General features: G+C 63.6%; 16 protein-coding genes, 1 pseudogene and 1 riboswitch. Of the genes and pseudogenes, 10 read left to right on the top strand and 7 right to left on the bottom strand.

The features are described 5' to 3' along the window. Positions 1 to 14: 14 nt before the first annotated feature. A pseudogene (locus ACE3OA_RS01250) lies at positions 15 to 1,604 on the bottom strand (peptide ABC transporter substrate-binding protein). A 249-nt stretch (positions 1,605 to 1,853) separates the two neighbouring features. On the opposite strand from ACE3OA_RS01250, the gene ACE3OA_RS01245 reads away from it, so the two are divergent. After that, a complete protein-coding gene (locus ACE3OA_RS01245) occupies positions 1,854 to 3,161 on the top strand; it encodes an aspartate aminotransferase family protein (RefSeq protein WP_374306958.1) in 1,308 nt (435 codons plus the stop codon). 4 nt (positions 3,162 to 3,165) lie between these two features. Here the strand turns inward: ACE3OA_RS01245 and thiQ are convergent, their stop codons facing one another. The 4 genes from thiQ to ACE3OA_RS01225 all read right to left on the bottom strand — a co-directional run bounded on the left by thiQ (position 3,166) and on the right by ACE3OA_RS01225 (position 7,559). After that, positions 3,166 to 3,867, bottom strand: a complete 702-nt coding sequence (gene thiQ, locus ACE3OA_RS01240) for a thiamine ABC transporter ATP-binding protein (RefSeq protein ID WP_374306956.1) — start codon at positions 3,865 to 3,867, stop codon at positions 3,166 to 3,168. Beyond that, a complete protein-coding gene (gene thiP, locus ACE3OA_RS01235; RefSeq protein ID WP_374306954.1) occupies positions 3,854 to 5,434 on the bottom strand; it encodes a thiamine/thiamine pyrophosphate ABC transporter permease in 1,581 nt (526 codons plus the stop codon). The genes thiQ and thiP overlap by 14 nt, the downstream gene beginning before the upstream one ends. 23 nt (positions 5,435 to 5,457) lie before the next feature. After that, the gene (gene thiB / locus ACE3OA_RS01230; protein ID WP_374306952.1) at positions 5,458 to 6,474 is read right to left on the bottom strand and encodes a thiamine ABC transporter substrate binding subunit; all 1,017 of its coding nucleotides are present in this window, start codon (positions 6,472 to 6,474) and stop codon (positions 5,458 to 5,460) included. 64 nt (positions 6,475 to 6,538) lie between these two features. Further along, positions 6,539 to 6,653, bottom strand: a riboswitch (TPP riboswitch). Between the two features lie 45 nt (positions 6,654 to 6,698). Continuing rightward, entirely contained in the window at positions 6,699 to 7,559 is an 861-nt protein-coding gene (locus ACE3OA_RS01225; protein WP_374306950.1) for a phosphotransferase, read from the bottom strand. Between the two features lie 137 nt (positions 7,560 to 7,696). On the opposite strand from ACE3OA_RS01225, the gene ACE3OA_RS01220 reads away from it, so the two are divergent. The 3 genes from ACE3OA_RS01220 to pip all read left to right on the top strand — a co-directional run bounded on the left by ACE3OA_RS01220 (position 7,697) and on the right by pip (position 10,266). Continuing rightward, on the top strand, positions 7,697 to 8,623 hold the full coding sequence (locus tag ACE3OA_RS01220) for a diguanylate cyclase domain-containing protein (protein WP_374306948.1): 927 nt from the start codon (positions 7,697 to 7,699) through the stop codon (positions 8,621 to 8,623). 72 nt (positions 8,624 to 8,695) lie between these two features. After that, on the top strand, positions 8,696 to 9,217 hold the full coding sequence (locus ACE3OA_RS01215; RefSeq protein ID WP_374306946.1) for a hypothetical protein: 522 nt from the start codon (positions 8,696 to 8,698) through the stop codon (positions 9,215 to 9,217). Between the two features lie 107 nt (positions 9,218 to 9,324). Continuing rightward, entirely contained in the window at positions 9,325 to 10,266 is a 942-nt protein-coding gene (pip, locus tag ACE3OA_RS01210) for a prolyl aminopeptidase (RefSeq protein WP_374306944.1), read from the top strand. Between the two features lie 343 nt (positions 10,267 to 10,609). Here the strand turns inward: pip and secA are convergent, their stop codons facing one another. After that, positions 10,610 to 13,249: a preprotein translocase subunit SecA gene (gene secA / locus ACE3OA_RS01205; protein WP_374306942.1), complete on the bottom strand. Its 2,640-nt coding sequence runs from the start codon at positions 13,247 to 13,249 to the stop codon at positions 10,610 to 10,612. A 216-nt stretch (positions 13,250 to 13,465) separates the two neighbouring features. On the opposite strand from secA, the gene ACE3OA_RS01200 reads away from it, so the two are divergent. The 5 genes from ACE3OA_RS01200 to ACE3OA_RS01180 all read left to right on the top strand — a co-directional run bounded on the left by ACE3OA_RS01200 (position 13,466) and on the right by ACE3OA_RS01180 (position 17,428). Then, positions 13,466 to 14,392, top strand: a complete 927-nt coding sequence (locus tag ACE3OA_RS01200; RefSeq protein ID WP_374306940.1) for a peptidylprolyl isomerase — start codon at positions 13,466 to 13,468, stop codon at positions 14,390 to 14,392. 58 nt (positions 14,393 to 14,450) lie between these two features. After that, on the top strand, positions 14,451 to 15,686 hold the full coding sequence (gene argJ, locus ACE3OA_RS01195; RefSeq protein ID WP_374306938.1) for a bifunctional glutamate N-acetyltransferase/amino-acid acetyltransferase ArgJ: 1,236 nt from the start codon (positions 14,451 to 14,453) through the stop codon (positions 15,684 to 15,686). After that, positions 15,667 to 16,251, top strand: a complete 585-nt coding sequence (locus ACE3OA_RS01190) for a GNAT family N-acetyltransferase (protein WP_374306934.1) — start codon at positions 15,667 to 15,669, stop codon at positions 16,249 to 16,251. The genes argJ and ACE3OA_RS01190 overlap by 20 nt, the downstream gene beginning before the upstream one ends. Next, positions 16,248 to 16,658 carry an 8-oxo-dGTP diphosphatase MutT gene (gene mutT, locus ACE3OA_RS01185; protein ID WP_374306932.1) on the top strand — a complete coding sequence of 137 codons (411 nt, stop codon included), beginning with the start codon at positions 16,248 to 16,250 and terminating at the stop codon, positions 16,656 to 16,658. Before ACE3OA_RS01190 ends, mutT begins: the two co-directional genes overlap by 4 nt. Before the next feature lie 68 nt (positions 16,659 to 16,726). Next, positions 16,727 to 17,428 (top strand): FecR domain-containing protein, encoded by a 702-nt coding sequence (locus ACE3OA_RS01180; protein ID WP_374306930.1) that lies wholly within the window; start codon positions 16,727 to 16,729, stop codon positions 17,426 to 17,428. Here the strand turns inward: ACE3OA_RS01180 and ACE3OA_RS01175 are convergent, their stop codons facing one another. After that, complete coding sequence (locus ACE3OA_RS01175; protein WP_374306928.1) at positions 17,429 to 18,325, bottom strand: methyltransferase domain-containing protein; 897 nt, start codon at positions 18,323 to 18,325, stop codon at positions 17,429 to 17,431. It lies immediately after the preceding gene. Positions 18,326 to 18,429: 104 nt separating this feature from the next. Between ACE3OA_RS01175 and ACE3OA_RS01170 the strand changes: the two genes are divergently transcribed. Continuing rightward, on the top strand, positions 18,430 to 19,203 hold the full coding sequence (locus ACE3OA_RS01170; protein ID WP_374306926.1) for a ComF family protein: 774 nt from the start codon (positions 18,430 to 18,432) through the stop codon (positions 19,201 to 19,203). The last annotated feature ends 105 nt before the right edge of the window (positions 19,204 to 19,308 follow it).

Genomic DNA, 19,308 nt, shown 5'->3' with positions numbered 1-19,308 from the left:
GCCCTGCTTCCTCTTTATTGGGCAAGCGACATGAAGCGAGTCGGATGCACGTCGGCCGGATTGTCGACCCAGCCCTGGATCTTGCTGCTGACGAGGTGCCGGTTGGGGCTCGAGGCGATGGGCGCCACCAGATAATCGGCGAGCAGCGCCTTTTCGGCTTCGGCCAGGACTTTCCAGCGTTCCGCCTGGTCGGTCAGCGGCATCGCCTTGTCGAAAGCTGCTTCGAAAGCCGGGCTCTTCCAATGATAGCCGACCTCGGCACGCGGATCCATGTAGGCGAGATAGGTTTCCGGTCCGGGGAAATCGCCGATGAGATTGTCGTTGAACACTTCCCAGCCGCCGGCATTGAAGGCGGCGAGCCAGCCGTCGCGGTCCTGCGCATTGACCTTGGCATCGACGCCCAGCACCTGCTTCCACATGACGGCGACCGTTTCCGCCTGTTTCTTATAGGCGTCGTTGGTGCTCGATTCGATGGTCAGCGACACCGGCTTGTCGGGACCGAAACCGGCTTCGGCATAGAGCGCCTTGGCCTTGGCGATGCGGTCTTCCTTGCTCATGCCCGCCTCGGCGACCTTCGGGGCGTCATAGCCGGGGATCGGTACGACATAGCCCTAATTGACGACATAGCCGCCCTTCACGACCTTGTTGACCAGAGTCTCGCGGTCGATCGCCATGCTGAGTGCCTGCCGCAGCTTGATATTGTCGAAAGGCGGCTTGGTGATGTTGAAGCTCATATAGTTCGTCTCGGTCGAGGCCGAAATATGGACCTGGTCGGCGAACTCTCCCTGCAGCGCATCGATCTGCGCGGTCGGGATGTCGGCCGTGGTGTCGAGCTCGCTGGCACGCCACAATTTCACCGCCGTGCTGTCATCCTCAGTGACGCGGTAGACGACCTTGTCGATCTTGACGTTGGCGGCGTCCCAGTAATTGGGGTTCTTTTCCAGCGTCACATGGCTCTGCGGCACATTCTCGGTGAGGATATAGGCGCCGTTGGTCACGATATTGCCGGGCTTGATGAAATCCTTGCCGAACTTCTCCAGGCTCGCCTTATGGAGCGGCGGCGCATAGAAGGATCCCAGCACAAACAAGGTGTGCGGCGCCGGCGCTGCCAGCTTGAGGACGACCGTCTTGTCGTCCGGCGCCGAAATGCCGACGCTCTTGGGGTCCTTATTCTTGCCGTCGACCAGGTCCTGGGCACCGGCGACACGAATGGTCGAGGTGAAGATATAGGCCTTATCGGAGGCAGTCTCGGGCGAGATGGTGCGGATGATGCCGTCGACGAAATCCTGCGCCTTCAGCGGGTCACCGTTCGACCATTTCAAGCCGTCGCGCAGATGGAAGGTGTAGGTGAGGCCGTCATCGCTGATGTCCCACTTCTCCGCGGCACCCGGAATGACCGCACCGCCGGCGTCGTTGGCAACGAGGCCTTCATAGGCGTCGTCGAGAATCCAGCCTTCCCACGCCAGAAAATTGATATGCGGGTCGAGCGTGCCGATGGTGGCGCCGATGCCGCGATTGAGCACTGTCTCGGCCGAGGCCGCACTCGCCGAGAAGGCCAACAGCGCCGCGACGCTGGTCGCCAGCGCAAACTTCCTGAACAACATGATCTTCATCTCCCGATCGTTTTCAAAACCCTGCCGAATCGCCGATCGGTTGTCCCGACCTGGCTCATTGCTACCCTAGCGCCTCTCGCCCAAATTGCACAAATGCGCTACAAGGACTTGCAAGGCGCATATGTTGCGTCGCAGCAATGCGTTACATATGGCTGTATACAGCTAATTAACCACTCTAGTCGACGAAGTGGGGTCCCTGTCAAGCGCACGGTCACGTGCCGACCCCGAATTGAGGTCCCGATGAACGTCTCCCTGGATGCCGCCCTTGCCGAAGCCGAAAGCCGTTATGTCGCCGCCAATCCGGCCAGCCTTGCCCGCCACGAAGCGGCACGCGGCGCCATGCCGGGCGGCAATACAAGGACCGTGCTTCATTATTCACCCTTCCCGCTGGCCTGGACCAAGGGCGAAGGTGCCGTGCTCACCGACCTCGACGGCCACACCTATACCGATTTCCTCGGCGAATATTCGGCCGGCCTCTATGGCCATTCGAACCCGAAGATCCAGGCCGCGCTGAGACGCGCGATCGATGACGGCACCGTCCTGGGCGGCCCCAACGTCTATGAGGCGGAACTGGCCGGTCTGCTGAAGAGCCGCTTCCCCTCGCTGCAATCCTTGCGCTTCTGCAATTCAGGGACCGAGGCCAATGTCTTTGCGCTGATGACGGCGCAGGCCCATACCGGCCGCAAGAAAATCATGGTGTTCGACGGCGGCTATCATGGTGGCGTGCTCTATTTCGGCCATGGCGGCATCCCCATCAACCTGCCGCTCGATTGGGTCATCGCGCCCTATAACGATGTCGAAGGCTCGCTCGACCTCATCCGCCGCCACGGCAGCGAACTGGCCGCCATCCTGGTCGAACCGATGCTCGGAAGCGGCGGCTGCCTGCCGGCGCGCAAGGATTTCCTCGGCGCGCTGCGGCAGGCCGCCAGTGAACTCGACATCATCCTCATTTTCGACGAGGTGATGACCTCGCGCCTCTCCTCCGGCGGACTGCAGGCGGCACTCGGCGTCACCCCGGACATGACGACACTCGGCAAATATCTGGGCGGCGGCGCCTCCTTCGGCGCTTTCGGCGGCCGGGCCGACATCATGGGTCATTACGACCCGGAAAAGCCGGGTTACTGGCCCCATGCCGGCACCTTCAACAACAATGTACTGAGCATGTCGGCCGGCCTGACGGGCCTGCGGGACATCTATACGCCGGCGGCGGCGATGGAGCTCAATGCCAAGGGCGACCGCCTGCGCGACGGGTTGAATGCATTGGGCGAAAAGCACGATGTGCCGTTGAGCTCGACCGGCTACGGTTCCTTCATCGGGCTGCACTTCACCAAGGAAATCGTCGACCGGCCGCTGCATCCGAGCGCCGAAGTGGAAGCCACGCACGACAAGCTGCACAAGCTCATGCATCTCGACTTCATCGCTGCCGGCCTCTTCTTCGCACGGCGCGGCTATATGGCGCTGAGTCTTGCCCTCACCGACGGTGATATCGACCGCTTCCTGGCGCAGACGGAAGAATTCGTCACCTCGCGCCGGCCCTTGCTCGTCTGACGAATCAAGTCCCGAGATAGTCGCGGATGGCGGGGTTGGTCGAGGCCAGCACCGCCGCCGTCGGGCCGCTCAACACCACCTGCCCCGCGGCGATGAAGCTGGTACTGCCGGCCGCGAAGGCCGCGTCGGCCGGATCATGCGTCACCATCAGCACCGTGAGGCCGTTCTGGACCTTGAGCGACAGCACTAGTTGCAGCATCTCGCGCCGCAGAGCCGGGCCCAAGGCCGCGAAGGCTTCGTCGAGCATCAGCACCGGACGCTTCCTAAGGATGCAGCGCGCGATGGCGACGCGCTGACGCTCGCCGCCAGACAATTGTCCCGGCAGGCGGTCCTCGAATCCCGTGAGGCCGACTTCGCCCAAGGCCCAGGCCACCTGCTCTCTCTCCGCCGCGCTGAGGCGCAGGCCCGGATGCAGGCCGAGCCCGACATTCTGCACGACGGAAAGATGCGCAAAAAGATTGTGATCCTGGAACAGCGTCGTCACCGGCCGCGCATCGGGGGCAAGCGACGTGATGTCGACGCCGTCGATGAGGATGCGGCCCGCCTGCGGCGTCTCGAAACCGCCGATCAGGGCCAGCAGCGTGCTCTTCCCCGCCCCGCTCGGGCCGATGACGGCCATCACCTCGCCCTGCTCGACTTCGACGTCGAAGCGCATCACCAGGTCTTCATAGGTGAATTGCAGGCCGGAAATATCAATGTAGCTCACGGCCACCCACCAGACGTTCGATGATTGCATAGGTCGCCAGCGCCAAGCCGAGCAGGATGAGTGCCGTGCTGGCAGCGCCATCCAGGCGATAGGCGCCGAGCTGGCCATAGAGCAGCAGCGTGAGATTGACCAGATCCTGGTTACCGAAAAGAGCGATGGCGCCAAGATCGCCCATGGCGATGACGCTGGAAAGAGCCAGCGCCGTGCCGATCGGCCGGCGCAGGGTCGGCCAGTCGATCTCGCGCAAGCGGTGCCAGCCGCGAATGCCGAGGGCTGCGCAGAGCTTGTCGTGCCGTTCCGCGGCGATGGTGATGGCCGGTTCGAGAACACCCAGCACGAAGGGCAACGCCATCACGGCGTTGAGCACAATGATTCCGGGAATGGCCAGTCGATAGAGATCGACCCGGCCGGTCGCCGCCAGGAAGATCCCCGTACCAATCACCATCGGTGAGACGAAGAGGCCCAACCGGCCGACCAGCCCCAGCAGAATGGCGCCGCGCCGGTTACCAGCACTGATCACGCGCTGGCGGGCCTGCGCCAACAGGTAGCCCATGAGCGTTGCCAGCAGCCCGCCGGCAATGCCTAGCCCGAGGCTGACCAACGCCGCCTGGAAAAGGCTGCCCGGCGCCGCGGCGGCGCCCATGCCGGCAAGGCCCTTTTGCACCAAGGCGAAGATCGGCAGGCCGATGAAGCTGGCCCCGGACAGGATGACCAGATAATCGAGGGCGCGCGCCGCCGCATCGTCGCCGTCATAGCGGCGAATGACCAAGCGTGAACCATTCCCCAGCATCATCTGCCGGCCCGTGCGCCACACAGCCCAGGCGCCGCCGGCGCAAAGGATGACCTGCAGCAAGGCCAGGACGGCCCCCAACCGCAGATCGAAATCGAAGCGCAACGCCTGGTAGATGGCGACTTCGAGTGTCGTCGCCTTGGGCCCGCCACCCAAGGTCAATGCCACGGCGAAGGTCGTGAAGCACAGCATGAAGATGATGATGCCGATGCCCGGCAATTGCTGGCGCAGCAGCGGCAATTCGATCAGGCGAAAGACATCGCGCCCGCCCATGCCGAGTTGCGCCGCAAGCCGCCAGGTCTCCGCGGGCACGGCGGCATAGGCCGGCAGCAGCAGCCGGATGGCGAGCGGCAGGTTGAAAAAGACATGGGCGATGAGGATGCCCGCCATGCCATAAAGGCGCGGGCGCCAATCCAAACCGAACGCCGCCGCCGCAGCCGCGAGATAGCCGCTGCCGCCATAAACGGCCACCACACCGAAGATGCCGACAATGGTCGGCATCACCATCGGCAGCGCGCAAAGCCGCAACAGCCAGTGGCGTCCCGGAAAACGTCCCTGTCGGGCCAGGCCCCGCACCATCGGGATGGCAGCCAGCAGCGACAACAGCGTCGAGAGCAAAGCCTGCCACAAGGTGAACGCGAGGACCCGGCCGACATAAGGCAGCGCCACCGCCGTATGATCCCCGCCCCCGGCCGCCAGCAGCAGAACGAAGACGGCAATGGCCGACCCGGCCAGCACCGAAGCCAGACCGAAACCGATGAGGACGGTCGCGGACATGGCCCCGGTCCGGACAGCCAACATTATTGGCTGACGCTCTCGACCCATGATTTGATCCAGTCGTCACGATGCGCCGCCGCGTCCTCGGCCGAGAGCAGCAGCGATTTCTGCGGCAACGGCAACGCCGCGAATTCCGGCGGCAGATCGGCACCGATATCCCGCACCGGATACATGTAGTTGGTGGTCGGGATGACCTTCTGCGCCTCGGGCGAGATCAGAAACTGCAGGAAGGCCTTGGCCAGATTGGCATGAGCCGAACCTTCGATGCGGGCCGCCACTTCGACCTGCATGTAATTGCCTTCCGGGAAGACCAGCGCTTTGTAACGGTCGGTCTTCTCGACGATCTGGTGATAGGCGGGCGAGGTCGTGTAGGAGAGCACCATCGGCGCTTCGCCTTGCGTGAAGAGGCCATACGCCTCGCTCCACCCCTTGGTTACGGTGAGAATCTTGGGCTTCAGCCCGGCCCAGGCTTCGCCTGCTTTGTCGCCATAGACCTCGCCCAGCCACATGACGAGACCGAGACCTGGCGTGCTGGTGCGTGGATCTTCGATGAGGATCTTCGGCGCATCCTTGCCGTCGACCAGTTCGGCCAGGCTCTGGGGCGGATTTTTCAGTTTTTCGCTGTCATAGACGAAGGCGAAATAGCCCCAGTCATATGGCACGAAGTCGGAATCATGCCATGCGATCGGCAGCTTCAGCCCGCCAAGATCGGCGCCATGCGGTGCGATCAGGCCGGTGGCTTTGGTCTCGGCCGTGAGATTGGTGTCGAGCCCCAGGACCACATCGGCCTTGGTGTTCCTGCCTTCAAGCTTGAGGCGCGCCAGCAAAGCGGCACCGTCTTCGAGGGCGACCCACGCGACGTCGCAGGCGCATTGCGCCTCGAACGCCTTCTCCAGGGCCGGCCCGGGGCCCCATTCGCTGGTAAAGGAATTGTAGGTATAGACCGTGAGAACCGGCTTCTCATCGGCAAAGGCCACCCCACTGGCGAGAGTGGCGATCGACACCAGGATGGTGGAACAGAATAGATTGCGCAGCCGCATGATATCGTCTCCTCCGCATGGGGCGCCGGAGATCGATAGAAATCGGGATTGGGGCTGTCGAGGCTTCAATCGCTGACTCATATCCCTCCGCCGGCATGACCCGGATCAGGTTCCGCGGGTTGAAGCGCGCCATCGCTTCTCTCAGCCCCTGGCTTATTGGGGCACCCCGTTGAGTGGCGGCCACTTTCTGTGAGGTTGAGGGTGCTTGTCAAGCCGTGCCTAAATCAGGCGCGCTCCAGCCAGATCGCATGGCGGGGATCGGTGAGCCGCATTTCCAGCCGGCGCAGCCGGTGATCGCGCAGGGCGACGAGATCGCTTGAATCATTGCCGGCGACGATTTCCGCCTCGCACCAGCTGGCGGCAACCAGATTGAGCGCCGTCTTGTAGAGCTCGAAACGCGGCAGCTGCGCCGCACCGATGCGTGATTCGATTCGCACCGTTTCCGCGCTGTTGTCGAGGCCGGCTTCCATCGATATGGCGGCGAGATCCCAGAGCGGTTCTTCCATGGCGGCAAATTCCCAATCGATGAGCAGCAGACTGCCATCGGCACAGCGCAGGAAATTGGCCGGGTTGGGATCGATATGGCAGGGCGCCAAGGGCATCGGGTTGCGCTGCAGGGCAAGGCGTACGGGTTCCAGGGCGCGGCGCATCTGTTGCATCAGGGGTGTCGGCGCCAGATCGAGATAGAGATCGATCGCCTGGAAGAGCCCCTGTCGGAAGGGAAAGACGATGGCCGAACGATGCAGCCGCGAGAGCAGGTCGAGTACCGTCGTCAGGGTCACGGGGTCGACGAAGGCCGCACCCTGCAGAGCTTCGGCGCCGGTCGCAAATGCCGTGATGTACCAGCCGGCATCCGGATCAGCCGCCAGGACCGGCGGCGCGATGCCGAGACCGGCCACGGCCATCGCATTGGCGGGTTCCGCGCTGCGGTCGAGATAGCGCGACGCGCTCGCTCCCGGCCAGCGCAGGACGAGATCCATCCCGGCCGCCTGCAGGCGATAGCTGCGATTGGTAATGCCGCCCAACGAGCTGACCTGCCAGGCTTCGCGCGGATGCGCGGCCAGCAGGGGCACTATGGTAAACAAATTCTCAATTTCAGGCGCCAGATGCATACCGCGAGATATCTTATTGTCGATGACGAAGGCAAGAAGCGGTTAGCGCCTTGCCAGAAAGGAAGGGCTCTGTCACGGTCCGGGGACCCCAGCCAAGGAGCGATTTGCAGATGCCCGGCGACGTCGATTTCTTTTCCGTGCCCGACTCTGCGGTGACGCTTGTGGCCCTCACCGGCGATGCCGGCCTTACCGCCGAACTTGAACGCCACGCTTCGGCGGTGGGGCAGGCGGCGATCTCCCTTGTCGTGGTGACGGACCCGGAGAAGGCCTCGAAGGCCCTTGCCCAGGCCGGCATCCAGGGCGTCGCCCTCTACGATCTGCGCGGCGGCGGCACCAGCCATCACAATCTGCTGGCGGCGATTCCGACGATTTCACGCAGCGGTCCGGTCATCGGCCTGGTCGACAGCGAAGCGTCGCAGATCGCGCAAGGGGCCCAGGCGGCCGGTGCGACCGATGTCATCGCGCGCGCCGATCTGTCGCCGCCGCTGTTGCGCCGCGCCCTGCGCTATGCCCTGGCCAGGAAGGAATCGGAACGCAAGCTCGCGCGCCTGCGCCTGTTTGATCCGGTCACCAGCCTGCCCAGCCAGATCCTGTTCTGGGAAATCCTGTCGCTGGCCGTGCGGCGCGCCAAGCGCAACAAGGACTTCTTTGCAATCCTGCTCGTCGATATCGAGAACCTGCCCGACGGACAAGGTGAGGACGGCCCTTATCGCGACCTCGCCATGCGCGAACTGGCCGACCGCATCACGCCCACCTTGCGCGGTAGCGACACCATCGCCCGCTTCGAGCAGCAGCAATTGGCGATCCTCGCGGAATCGATGCCGCGCGTCGAAGACATCCAGATCGTTGCCGAGAAGATCATCGAGGAAGTGACGAAGCCGCTCTCATCCGGCATCGGCCCGGAGGCGATCAATGTCGCCATCGGCATCTCGCTCTACCCGACCAGCGCCACCGGCGCCGAAGGACTCCTGTCGCGCGCCACCGACGCCATGCTGCAGGCGCGCGGACATGGCAACAACCTGTTCGTTTTCGCCTAAGAGCCCCACCACCAGCGGCACACCCCTTGCATCGTCATCCCAGTTGGATGAAACAAGGGGAAGAATCTGCCCATGTTGTCGATGTTCTCAAAGCGCAATGACGCCGAAAAGCCGAACGATCGCAGTCGGATAGAGCCGATGGCGGGACGCTCCGACCAGAGCGGGAATGTGACCCCCCTGAAGGTACCGCAGGCAGGCTTTGCCGCCCGCCCCGGCATGCCGCAATTGTCGTCGCACCAAGCGGCCCCGCAGCGGGCCAAGGTGTTCGACAATATCCCGAGCGTCGGCCAATACCTCTATCACCTCAACGAAGATGTGCGTGCCTTTACCCGGGCCGAGACGGCGCATGCGGTGAATTCCTGCACGCCGGTCGAAGTGCAGCGCGTCGCCCGGTTGCTCGCCAAGCTCAAGGGCCGCTACCTGGCGCAGATCGTCGATCTCGCCAGCGGCAAGCGCGGGCCGATCGGCGAGTTGGACATCGCCGAAATCCGCCGCTCGCGCGAGATGGCCGAGGAATTGGAATTGGGCCTCGGCGCCCTGCGCCATGCCATCGAAACCGGCGATCTGCCGCTCGACGGCGTGAAATCCGACTGACGCCGGCCCCAGTCCAGCATCTCGTCCGGCATCTTGCCCGGGCGCGCAAGATCGCCTAATCCTGAAGGCATCCTAGTCACCTTCTTCAGCCTTCAGGACGGATCAGCATGCGCACGCTCTACCCGGCGATCGAACCCTATCGCACCGGTTATCTCGATACGGGCGACGGCCACCAGGTCTATTGGGAGATCTGCGGCAATCCGGAAGGAAAGCCCGCCGTCTTCCTGCATGGCGGCCCGGGCGCCGGCTGCAGCCCGGCGCATCGGCGCCTGTTCGACCCGAAGAAATACCGCGTCCTGCTGTTCGACCAGCGCGGCTGCGGCCGCTCGAAACCCCATGCCAGCCTTGAGAACAACACCACCTGGGATTTGGTCAAGGACATCGAATCCTTGCGCGCCATCATGGGCGTGGAGAAATGGCTGGTTTTCGGGGGTTCCTGGGGTGCCACCCTCGCCCTCTCTTATTCCGAGACGCATCCAAACCACGTCAGCGAACTGATCGTGCGCGGTATCTTCACGCTGCAGAAGCGGGAGATCGACTGGTACTACCAGGAAGGCGCCTCGAACCTCTTCCCCGATCTCTGGGAATCCTTCCTCGCCCCCATCCCGCCGGCCGAGCGCGGCGACCTGGTGGGCGCCTACCGGAAGCGCCTTACCGGCACCGACCCCAAGGCTCAGCTCGAAGCGGCGCGGGCCTGGAGCATTTGGGAAGGCAGCACCATCAAGCTGCTGCCCAGCAAGCAGAACAGCACCTCCTACGGCCAGGACCAGTTCGCCCTCGCCTTCGCCCGCATCGAGAATCACTATTTCACCCATGGCGGCTGGATGGATGACGGCCAGCTCATCCGCGACGCAGGGAAGCTGAAGAACATTCCCGGTGTGATCATCCAGGGCCGCTATGACGTCTGCACCCCGGCCATCACCGCGTGGGAACTGCACAAGGCCTGGCCGGAAGCCGAGTTCATCATCGTCGACGATGCCGGCCATGCCTTCGACGAACCCGGCATCATGCACCAGCTGATCAGCGCCACGGACAAGTTTGCGGGGTGAGCTAGCAAGTACGTCGTCATCCCCGGGCGAAGACCCGGGGATCCACTGATTGCCTGGAGAGAGTGGATGCCCGGCCAGAAGGGACCAACGCTGGGCCCGGGCATGACGAAATATATGCTATGCCATCTGCTGGCTGCGCCGACCGGTACCTCACTCCCTCTCCCCTAGTCGGCGCATGCCGACATTCGTCGGCGGGCGGGAGAGGGTCAGGGTGAGGGGGCGAGTGACGGGTATCTCCCAGTCACATCCGTCATTGTCGAGTTACCATGACGAGCAAAAGACAAAACCCGCCGCATCATTCCCTGATGCGGCGGGTTCTTCTTTTCACCAGGCCGTCAGGCCATCAAGCCGTCAGCTGGCCGTGGCAGTGCTTGTATTTCTTGCCCGAACCGCAGGGGCATTCGGCGTTGCGGTTGAGGTTGGCCCAGGTCGCCGGGTTGTTCTTGTCGATGCCGCTGTTCTCGATGACCGGCGCAGGTGCCGCGGGGACGGCCTGTTGCGGCGCCTCGGCCCGCACTTCGATATGCGAGAGCATCGAGGTCGCCTGTTCGCGCAGGCGATCCAGCATCTGCTCAAACATCTCGAACGCTTCGCGCTTGTATTCGTTCAGCGGATCGCGCTGGCCATAGGCGCGCAGGCCGATGGCGTGGCGCAGATGGTCCATGGCGAGGAGATGCTCTTTCCAGTTCTGATCCAGCACCTGCAGGACCAGCGACTTCTCGATGGCGCGCATCAGTTCGGGACCGATATTGGCAGCCTTTTCGGCCATCTTGCGGTCGACCGCCTCGACCAGGCGCTCGCGCATCGCCTCATCGGCAATGCCTTCTTCCTTGGCCCAATCGGCAAAGGGCAGGTCGAGCGCGAAGACACGCAGGACTTCCTCATGCAGGCCCTTGGTATCCCATTGCTCGGCAAAGGCCTTTTCGGGAACATAGCGACCGATCAGATCCTCGATCACTTCATGGCGCATGGAGAGGACCTCTTCCTTGAGGTCGCTTGCCGCCATCATTTCCTTGCGCTGCTCATAGACGACCTTGCGCTGGTCGTTCATGACGTTGTCGAATTTCAGCAGGTTCTTGCGGATCTCGAAGTTGCGCGCTTCGACCTTCTGCTGCGCCTTCTCGAGCGCCTTGTTGATCCAGGGATGGACGATCGCCTCGCCCTCCTTGAGGCCTAAGCGCTTCAACATCGTGTCCATGCGCTCGGACCCGAAGATGCGCATCAGATCGTCTTCGAGGCTGAGGAAGAAGCGCGAGGCGCCCGGATCGCCCTGGCGGCCCGAGCGGCCGCGCAGCTGGTTGTCGATGCGCCGGCTTTCATGCCGTTCGGTCGCGATGACGAAGAGGCCGCCGGCTTCCAGCGCCACTTTCTTCGCCGCTTCCACTTCGGCCACGATCGCCGCGATCCGCGCGTCGCGCTCAGGGCCTGCCGGCACATCCTTCAATTCGCGCTCGATGCGCATCTTTACGTTGCCGCCCAGCTGGATGTCAGTGCCGCGACCTGCCATGTTGGTGGCGATGGTAACGGCGCCCGGCACGCCGGCATCGGCGATGATATAGGCTTCCTGCTCGTGATAGCGCGCGTTCAGCACCGAATGCGGAATCTTCTTCTTCTTGAGATGCTCCGAGAGCATTTCCGACTTCTCGATCGAGACCGTACCGACCAGCACCGGCTGGTTGCGCGCGCGGCACTCCTCGACCAGTTCGCTGATCGCCTTGAACTTCTCGCCCGCGGTCCGATAGACCTCGTCGTCATAATCCTTGCGGCTGACCGGCACATTGGTCGGGATTTCGACCACATCAAGACCGTAGATATCCGAGAATTCCGGCGCTTCGGTCATCGCCGTCCCGGTCATGCCGGAAAGCTTCGGATACATGCGGAAATAGTTCTGGAAGGTGATCGAGGCCAGCGTCTGGTTCTCGTTCTGGATCGAGACGTTTTCCTTGGCTTCCAGCGCCTGGTGCAGGCCTTCCGAATAGCGGCGGCCTTCCATCATGCGGCCGGTGAATTCGTCGATGATGACGACCTTGTCGTCCTTGACGATATAGTCGACGTCGCGCGTGAACAGCTTGTGCGCGCGCAGGGCCTGGTTGACGTGATGGACCAGGCTGATATTGGCGGTGTCGTAGAGCGTTCCCGCCTTCATCAGGCCGACACCGCGCAGCAGCTGCTCGATATGCTCGTTGCCGGCATCGGTCAGCGTCACATGGCGCGACTTCTCGTCCTTCTCGAAATCGGCATCGACCAGATGCGGAATGAGCTTGTCGACCTTGTAATAGAGGTCGGAATTGTCCTCGGTCGGGCCGGAGATGATGAGCGGCGTGCGCGCTTCGTCGATGAGGATGCTGTCCACTTCGTCGACGATGGCGTAGTTGAACGGCCGTTGCGTCATGTCCTCGACGCGGTGCTTCATGTTATCGCGCAGATAATCGAAGCCGAATTCGTTATTGGTGCCGTAGGTGATGTCGCAGGCATAGGCCGCCCGGCGCTCCTGGTCGTTGAGGCCGTGGACGATGGACCCCACGGTCAACCCCAAGAACTCATAGACCTGGCCCATCCAGCTGGCGTCGCGCTTGGCGAGATAGTCGTTCACCGTCACCACATGCACGCCCTTGCCTTCGAGCGCATTGAGATAGACGGCAAGGGTTGCGACCAGCGTCTTGCCTTCGCCGGTCTTCATTTCCGAGATCTTGCCCTGGTGCTGGACGATGCCGCCCTTGATCTGGACGTCGAAATGGCGCTGGCCCAGGGTGCGCTTGGCAGCTTCGCGCACGGTCGCAAAGGCATCGGGCAGGATGTCGTCCAGGGTCTCGCCCTTTTCCAGGCGGCCGCGCAGCCAATCGGTCCGCGCGCGCAGATCCTGATCGGAGAGGGCCTGGACTTCGGGTTCGAGGGCGTTAACTGCGGCGACTGTCTTGTCTAACGTCTTAATAAAACGGTCATTCGCGGATCCGAAGACCCGCCTCGCCAGAGCCGCGAACATGCTGAGAAACCCTTAAAATTCCGGAATGTGGTTGCGGAAGAGATAGGTCGCGGGCGTTCCCCTGTCAACTTGGGGTGAAGCCACGGAAATCCTTGACCTTTCCGCTTGTAAGGCCCGGCGCCGTTCGGCATAGTCCCCGGCGTTTGGCGGCTTTGCGGCCCAAAATGGCCAGCCCCGCCCACGCGTTTTCAGGCACCAAAGGACACCCCTAATCCCATGGCCACTCAGATTTTCCGCCAGGCTCTGACCGCCGGCGCCCTTCTTGTCCTCAGCTCGAGCCTTGGCTTGGCGCAGGACAATTCCACCACCACCGAGCCGGCCGCCGCGGCGCCCGCCATGCCGGGCCAGCCCGATCCGAAGCTGGTCGTGGCCAAGCTCAACGGCACCGACATCACCCGACAGGACATCCTCGATTCCGCGGCGGGTCTTGACCCGCAGATCCGTCAGAATGCTGACCAGTTCTTCCCGCAGCTGCTCGACCGCTACATCTTCCTGAAGCTGGTGGCCGAGAAGGGCCGCGCCGATGGGCTCGACAAGGATCCGGACGTCACCAAGCTGGTCGAGGAATCGGTCCGCCAGATCGAAGACAACGCCATCCGCCAGGTTTTCTTCAAGAAACTGATCGAGGCGAAGGTGACCGACGCCCAGGTCGACGCCCGCTATAACGAGCTGAAGGCGAAGTTCGACGAAGAGCTGAAGAAGATGCCGGCCGAACGCGAAATCTCGGCCAGCCACATCCTGGTCAAGACCGAGGATGAGGCCAAAGCCATCATCGCCGAGCTGGAAAAGGGCGCCGATTTCGGCAAGCTCGCCAAGGAAAAGTCGATCGACCCGAGTGCGGCCAAGAATGATGGCGCGCTCGGCTGGTTCACCAAGGGTGCGATGGTGAAGGAATTCGAGGAAGCCGCCTTCGCCCTGAAGGATGGCGAGACCAGCAAGGCGCCGGTCAAATCGCAATTCGGCTATCACATCATCAAGATCACCGGCGACCGCACCAAGGCGCTGCCGACCTTCGACAAGCAGAAGGAAGAGGTTCGCCTCGATCTCGTCGAAGAGCTGCGCCAGCAGGTCGCCAAGGATCTCAAGGATGCCGCCAAGCTCGACATCATTGATCCCAGCGGCGGCGCCAAGCCGGCCCAATAAGATTGTAAGATAACGACTCTAAAATCGATCCAACAACCCGACGAAAGGCCGACAACAGATGGGCGCCAAGGTCTCGCCGCTTGCACCGACCGTGATTCATCCGTTGCCGGCCCTTCCCGGGGTCAGGCTTGCCGCCAGGGAATGCGGCGTCCGCTATAAGGGCCGCAAGGACGTCATGCTGATGGAGGTTGCCGCCGGCAGCACGGTGGCCGGCGTCCTTACCCGCTCACTCACCTGCTCCGCTCCAGTCGACATCTGCCGCAAGCATCTCAAGGGCGGCAAAGCCCGCGCCATCCTGGTCAATGCCGGCAATGCCAACGCCTTCACCGGCAAGGTCGGCGTCGAATCCGCCGATCGCTGCATCAAGGCCGCGGCAAAGCACCTCAAATGCCAGCCGCGCGAGATTTTCATCGCCTCGACCGGCGTCATCGGCGAGCCGCTCAACGACGCCCGCATCACCGACAATCTTGGCGCCCTGATCAAAGACTTGCACGAAGATGCCTGGAACGACGCCGCCCGCGCCATCATGACCACCGACACGTTCGAGAAGGTGGCGACCCGCACCGCCAAGATCGGCGACGCAACTGTCACCCTCAACGGCATCGCCAAGGGGTCCGGCATGATCGCGCCGGACATGGCGACCATGCTGGCCTTCGTCGCGACCGATGCCAAGATCCCGGCGGCCATCCTGCAGACCTTGCTCGCGAAGGCCGCCGACCGCTCCTTCAACTGCATCACCGTCGATGGCGACACGTCGACATCTGACACGCTGCTGCTGGTGGCGACCGGCCAGGGGCCTAAGCACAAGAAGCCGGCATCGGCCACCGATCCGCTGCTCAAGGATTTCCGCGCTGCCCTCGACTCGCTCCTCACCGATCTGGCTGTCCAGGTGGTGCAGGATGGCGAAGGGGCTGAGAAACTCGTGACCATCGACGTTACCGGTGCCGCCAGCGCGGCTGCCGCCCGCCGCATCGGCCTTGCCATCGCCAATTCGCCCCTGGTGAAGACGGCGATCGCAGGCGAGGACGCGAATTGGGGCCGCATCGTTATGGCCGTCGGCAAGTCCGGCGAGAAGGCCGACCGCGACAAGCTCTCGATCAGCATCGGCGGCGTCGAGATCACCCGCAACGGCCAGCGCCGCCCCGATTACGACGAGGCCCCGGTTGCCGCCCATATCAAGACCCGCGACGTCCATATCGGCGTCGATGTGGGCGTCGGCAAGGCAAAGGCACGCGTCTGGACCTGCGACCTCACCCATCGCTATATCGAGATCAATGCCGATTATCGTTCCTGAGATAGAAACGGAACGCCTGCGCCTGCGACCGCTCAACCTGGCGGACGCACCGGAGATCGCGCGCCTGGTGAACGATTTCGAGGTGTCGCGCTATACGGCGACGATTCCCTATCCCTATGATTTGCAGATGGCGCTCGACTTCATCGCCACACCCGAAGCAGCGCCTGAGGCGGCCTCGCGCTTCATCGACGATCCGGAAGCGGCCCTGGTGCTCGCCATCGAGCTGAAGAGCAGCGGCCAATTGCTGGGCTGTGTCGGCCTGCAAAAGACGCCGCAGGGGCCCGAGCTCGGCTATTGGATCGGGCGCGAATTCTGGCGCCGGGGTTATGCCTCGGAAGCGGCCGGACGATTGGTGCGCCTCGCCTTCGAGAATTTCGCCTTGCCGGAACTGATTGCCTCGGCCGTCACCGTCAACGATGCCTCGCACCGCGTGCTGGAGAAAATCGGCTTTGTCATCTGCGGCACCGGCGAGATCCACTCCAAGGCACAGAATGGCGATTTGCCGGTGATCCACCGCCGCCTCAAGCGCAACGACTGGCTGCGCGCCACGGGCCGGGCGGCATGACGGAAACGAAGAAAATGGTGCTGGTCGTCGCCGTCGCGCTGGTCGATGCCGATGGCCGCGTGCTGCTGGCTCAGCGTCCCGAAGGCAAGAGCATGGCGGGCCTGTGGGAATTTCCCGGCGGCAAGGTGCATGAAGGCGAAACGCCCGAAGCGGCGCTAATCCGCGAACTGAATGAAGAGCTCGGCATCGACGTCAAGGAAAGCTGCCTCGCACCGCTTACCTTCGCCTCGCACAGCTACGACTCGTTCCATCTCCTGATGCCGCTCTATGTCTGCCGACGCTGGGAAGGCCAAGTGCATGGACGCGAGGGCCAGAGCCTCGCCTGGGTGCGCCCGACACGGCTTGGCGATTATCCGATGCCGCCCGCTGACAAGCCGCTCATTGCCATGATCTGCGATTTGTTGTGAGATTGCGCCTGATTCAAACGTCGACTCGACTGGTGGCGAGTCGGCTGGGCCAGATGGGGATCTCGAAAATGCGCGTTTCCGCGATGTGGAGCCTGCGATCGGCCTTTCTGGCCAGCATGCTTGTCGCCGGCATGCTTGTCGGCAGCACGGCGCCGGTGCTGGCCGACCCCGTGGGCCTCGTGCAGCGCGTCCAGAACGCGGTCTATGGCACCGAACCGCAAGGGACCCGCATTCCGAAGCAACGCCGCGATGGAATCGTCGGCCAGGAACTGATCGAGACGACGCAGCACAGCGCGGTCGAAATCGGCTTCGTCGACGGCACGAACCTCACCATCGGCGCCGAAGCAACGGTCGTGATCGATCAATTCGTTTTCGACGAGAACGTCAGCACGGGCGAGGCCATCCTGACCCTCAGCCGCGGTGCTTTCCGCTGGGTCACCGGCGTCATGCCGCCGGCCGGCGTTCGCTTCGAGACGCCGACCGCCACCATCAGCATTCGCGGCACCAATGTGAAGATCGGCGTCCGCGCCAATGGCGACACGCTGCTGGGTCTCGACGAAGGCGAGGTGCAGATCCGCGCCAAGGGTACAGGCGACACGGTGACCTTGCAGGCCGATCAGAGCGCGCGCATCACATCAAAGGGCATCGAGATTTTCGATGACGATATTTCGGTGGCCGACGCCGTCGTCGATGACGGCTGGTTCAATGCCGTCGGCAACGGCCCGGATCGCGACCGCTCCAACAGCGGATCGAGCGGCGGCAATCAGTAACTAAGGCTTCTTGGCCAGAAAATCGGCGAGGCTCACATCGCCGCTGCCACGGCGCGCCGGCTGCTGCTGAATGGCCGACGGCGCCCAACCCGTCACGAAAATGGCCTGGAAGGTCGCCCTGATGCGGCCGTCGCTGTCGGCAAAGCGCGCGGCATAGAGCGCACTCGCCCGGGCAATGACCTGCCGGCTGAGGGGGCGGCGCGGCCGCGCCGCCAGGGCGTTCCCTTCCCCCATGCCGCGCAGATCCCGCAGCAACGCCAAGGCATCGGCATAGGTGACGGTCAGCGTCTCGGCATCGGCGACCGGCAGGGCGAAGCTTGCCCGCTGCAACAGGCCCGCCGCGTCACGCAGGCCAACCATCGGCGAGACGCGCGGACTGGCGCCGCCGGTCTCGGCAAGCTCTGCTTCCATCAGGCATTGGCGTAATTCGGTCAGCGTCTCGCCCCCCAGCAGGACACCGAGGAAAAGCCCGTCCGGGCGCAAGGCGTCGCGGATCTGAATGAGGGCGCCAGGCAGGTCATTGACCCAATGCAGCCCCAGGCAGGACAGAATGAGGTCGAGGCTCCCGCGCCGGAACGGCAGGGCCTCCTCTTCGCAGACGAGGCGCGGACCACCACCCGGCGGAAAGCCGACATCGCTCGCGGCCACCATCGTCTCGATGCCGCCGAGGCGCGCATCGACTTCGCGGCGGAGACTTTCGAGCATCCCGGCATGGGGCGAAACATCGGCCGCCAAAGGAAAGCCCTGGCGGATATCGGCCAGCCGGTCGAGCAGCCGTTCGCCCAGTTCGCGGAACAGGAAATCATGGGCTGCAAAGCCGCCTGCCACCCGCTGGCGCTGGCGGCGCAATTGAGCCCGATCAAAGACTTGAGGCGAGGATTGAGAAGGGACGGTCATGGCGGCGGAGTATGCCGATGGCGCCGCACGGCGCAACCGCCTTTCGGGGGCCACAACTGGAGATTGACGAGGGATCGCCGCATACGTCAAATGGCTTCATGACAATGATGTCGCCGATTAAGGCCAGCATCGCCCGGCCGATGAAGCGCAACCTGCACCGCCTGCTCGATGCCGTGCTGCCGCCGCGCTGCCTCAAATGCGGCCAGGTCGTCGCTGCCGAAGGGGGTGCCCAAGGGGCGCTCTGTCCCGGCTGCTGGCAGCAATTGAGCTTCCTCGGTGGCCCCTGCTGCGCCTGTTGCGGGCAGCCCTTCGATTTCGAGCTCGGCCCCGACGCCCTGTGCGGCGCCTGCATCGAAGCCCCGCCCGCTTTCGACCGCGCCCGGGCGGTCCTGCGCTATGACGAAGCGAGCCGCGACCTGATCCTTGCCTTCAAGCATGCCGACCGCACCTCCCTGGCGCCGACCTTCGGCGCCTGGCTCAACCGGATCGGCCAGGAACTGCTCGGCGACAGCGACCTCATCGTGCCAGTGCCGTTGCATTGGTCGCGCCTGTTCGGCCGCCGCTACAACCAGGCGGCCCTCCTCGCCAATGCCCTGGGTGCCTTGAGCGGCAAGCCGGTCCTGCCGGACCTCCTCATCCGGCGACGGGCGACGAAAAAGCAGGGCCATCTCGGGCGCCTCGCCCGGCAGCGCAATGTGGCGGGCGCCTTCGCACTGCATCCGCGCCGCGGGGCACTTCTGGAGGGGAAACGGATCTTGCTGGTCGACGACGTCATCACCACCGGCGCCACCGTCACCAATTGCGCCAAAGTCCTCCGCAAGAATGGGGCCATAGCCGTCAACGTTCTGGCTTTGGCCCGGGTTATCCAGGCCGCCTAGGTAAGTGGCGCCGGATCCCACAGAAAAATTGCGCTTTCCCTTAGGAAAGCTCGCGACAAGCGGCCGGTGCCCCCCTTGTCAATTGCAGGGCAAAGGCTGACATTA

It is taken from the genome of Dongia sp., assembly GCF_041906375.1.
Lineage (GTDB): Bacteria > Pseudomonadota > Alphaproteobacteria > Dongiales > Dongiaceae > Dongia.
The sequence above is the reverse complement of the archived record's forward strand: the minus strand, read 5'-3'. Positions and strand labels throughout refer to the sequence as shown.

Excerpts from the sequence above, each read along its gene's own strand:
- ACE3OA_RS01190 (WP_374306934.1), top strand. The coding sequence starts at position 15,667 with ATGCCGATTATCGTTCCTGAGATAGAAACGGAACGCCTGCGCCTGCGA.
- ACE3OA_RS01175 (WP_374306928.1), bottom strand. The coding sequence starts at position 18,325 with ATGACCGTCCCTTCTCAATCCTCGCCTCAAGTCTTTGATCGGGCTCAA.
- thiP (WP_374306954.1), bottom strand. The coding sequence starts at position 5,434 with ATGTCCGCGACCGTCCTCATCGGTTTCGGTCTGGCTTCGGTGCTGGCC.
- pip (WP_374306944.1), top strand. The coding sequence starts at position 9,325 with ATGCGCACGCTCTACCCGGCGATCGAACCCTATCGCACCGGTTATCTC.
- ACE3OA_RS01180 (WP_374306930.1), top strand. The coding sequence starts at position 16,727 with ATGCGCGTTTCCGCGATGTGGAGCCTGCGATCGGCCTTTCTGGCCAGC.
- ACE3OA_RS01200 (WP_374306940.1), top strand. The coding sequence starts at position 13,466 with ATGGCCACTCAGATTTTCCGCCAGGCTCTGACCGCCGGCGCCCTTCTT.
- secA (WP_374306942.1), bottom strand. The coding sequence starts at position 13,249 with ATGTTCGCGGCTCTGGCGAGGCGGGTCTTCGGATCCGCGAATGACCGT.
- thiB (WP_374306952.1), bottom strand. The coding sequence starts at position 6,474 with ATGCGGCTGCGCAATCTATTCTGTTCCACCATCCTGGTGTCGATCGCC.
- ACE3OA_RS01215 (WP_374306946.1), top strand. The coding sequence starts at position 8,696 with ATGTTGTCGATGTTCTCAAAGCGCAATGACGCCGAAAAGCCGAACGAT.
- ACE3OA_RS01220 (WP_374306948.1), top strand. The coding sequence starts at position 7,697 with ATGCCCGGCGACGTCGATTTCTTTTCCGTGCCCGACTCTGCGGTGACG.
- mutT (WP_374306932.1), top strand. The coding sequence starts at position 16,248 with ATGACGGAAACGAAGAAAATGGTGCTGGTCGTCGCCGTCGCGCTGGTC.
- ACE3OA_RS01245 (WP_374306958.1), top strand. The coding sequence starts at position 1,854 with ATGAACGTCTCCCTGGATGCCGCCCTTGCCGAAGCCGAAAGCCGTTAT.
- argJ (WP_374306938.1), top strand. The coding sequence starts at position 14,451 with ATGGGCGCCAAGGTCTCGCCGCTTGCACCGACCGTGATTCATCCGTTG.
- ACE3OA_RS01170 (WP_374306926.1), top strand. The coding sequence starts at position 18,430 with ATGATGTCGCCGATTAAGGCCAGCATCGCCCGGCCGATGAAGCGCAAC.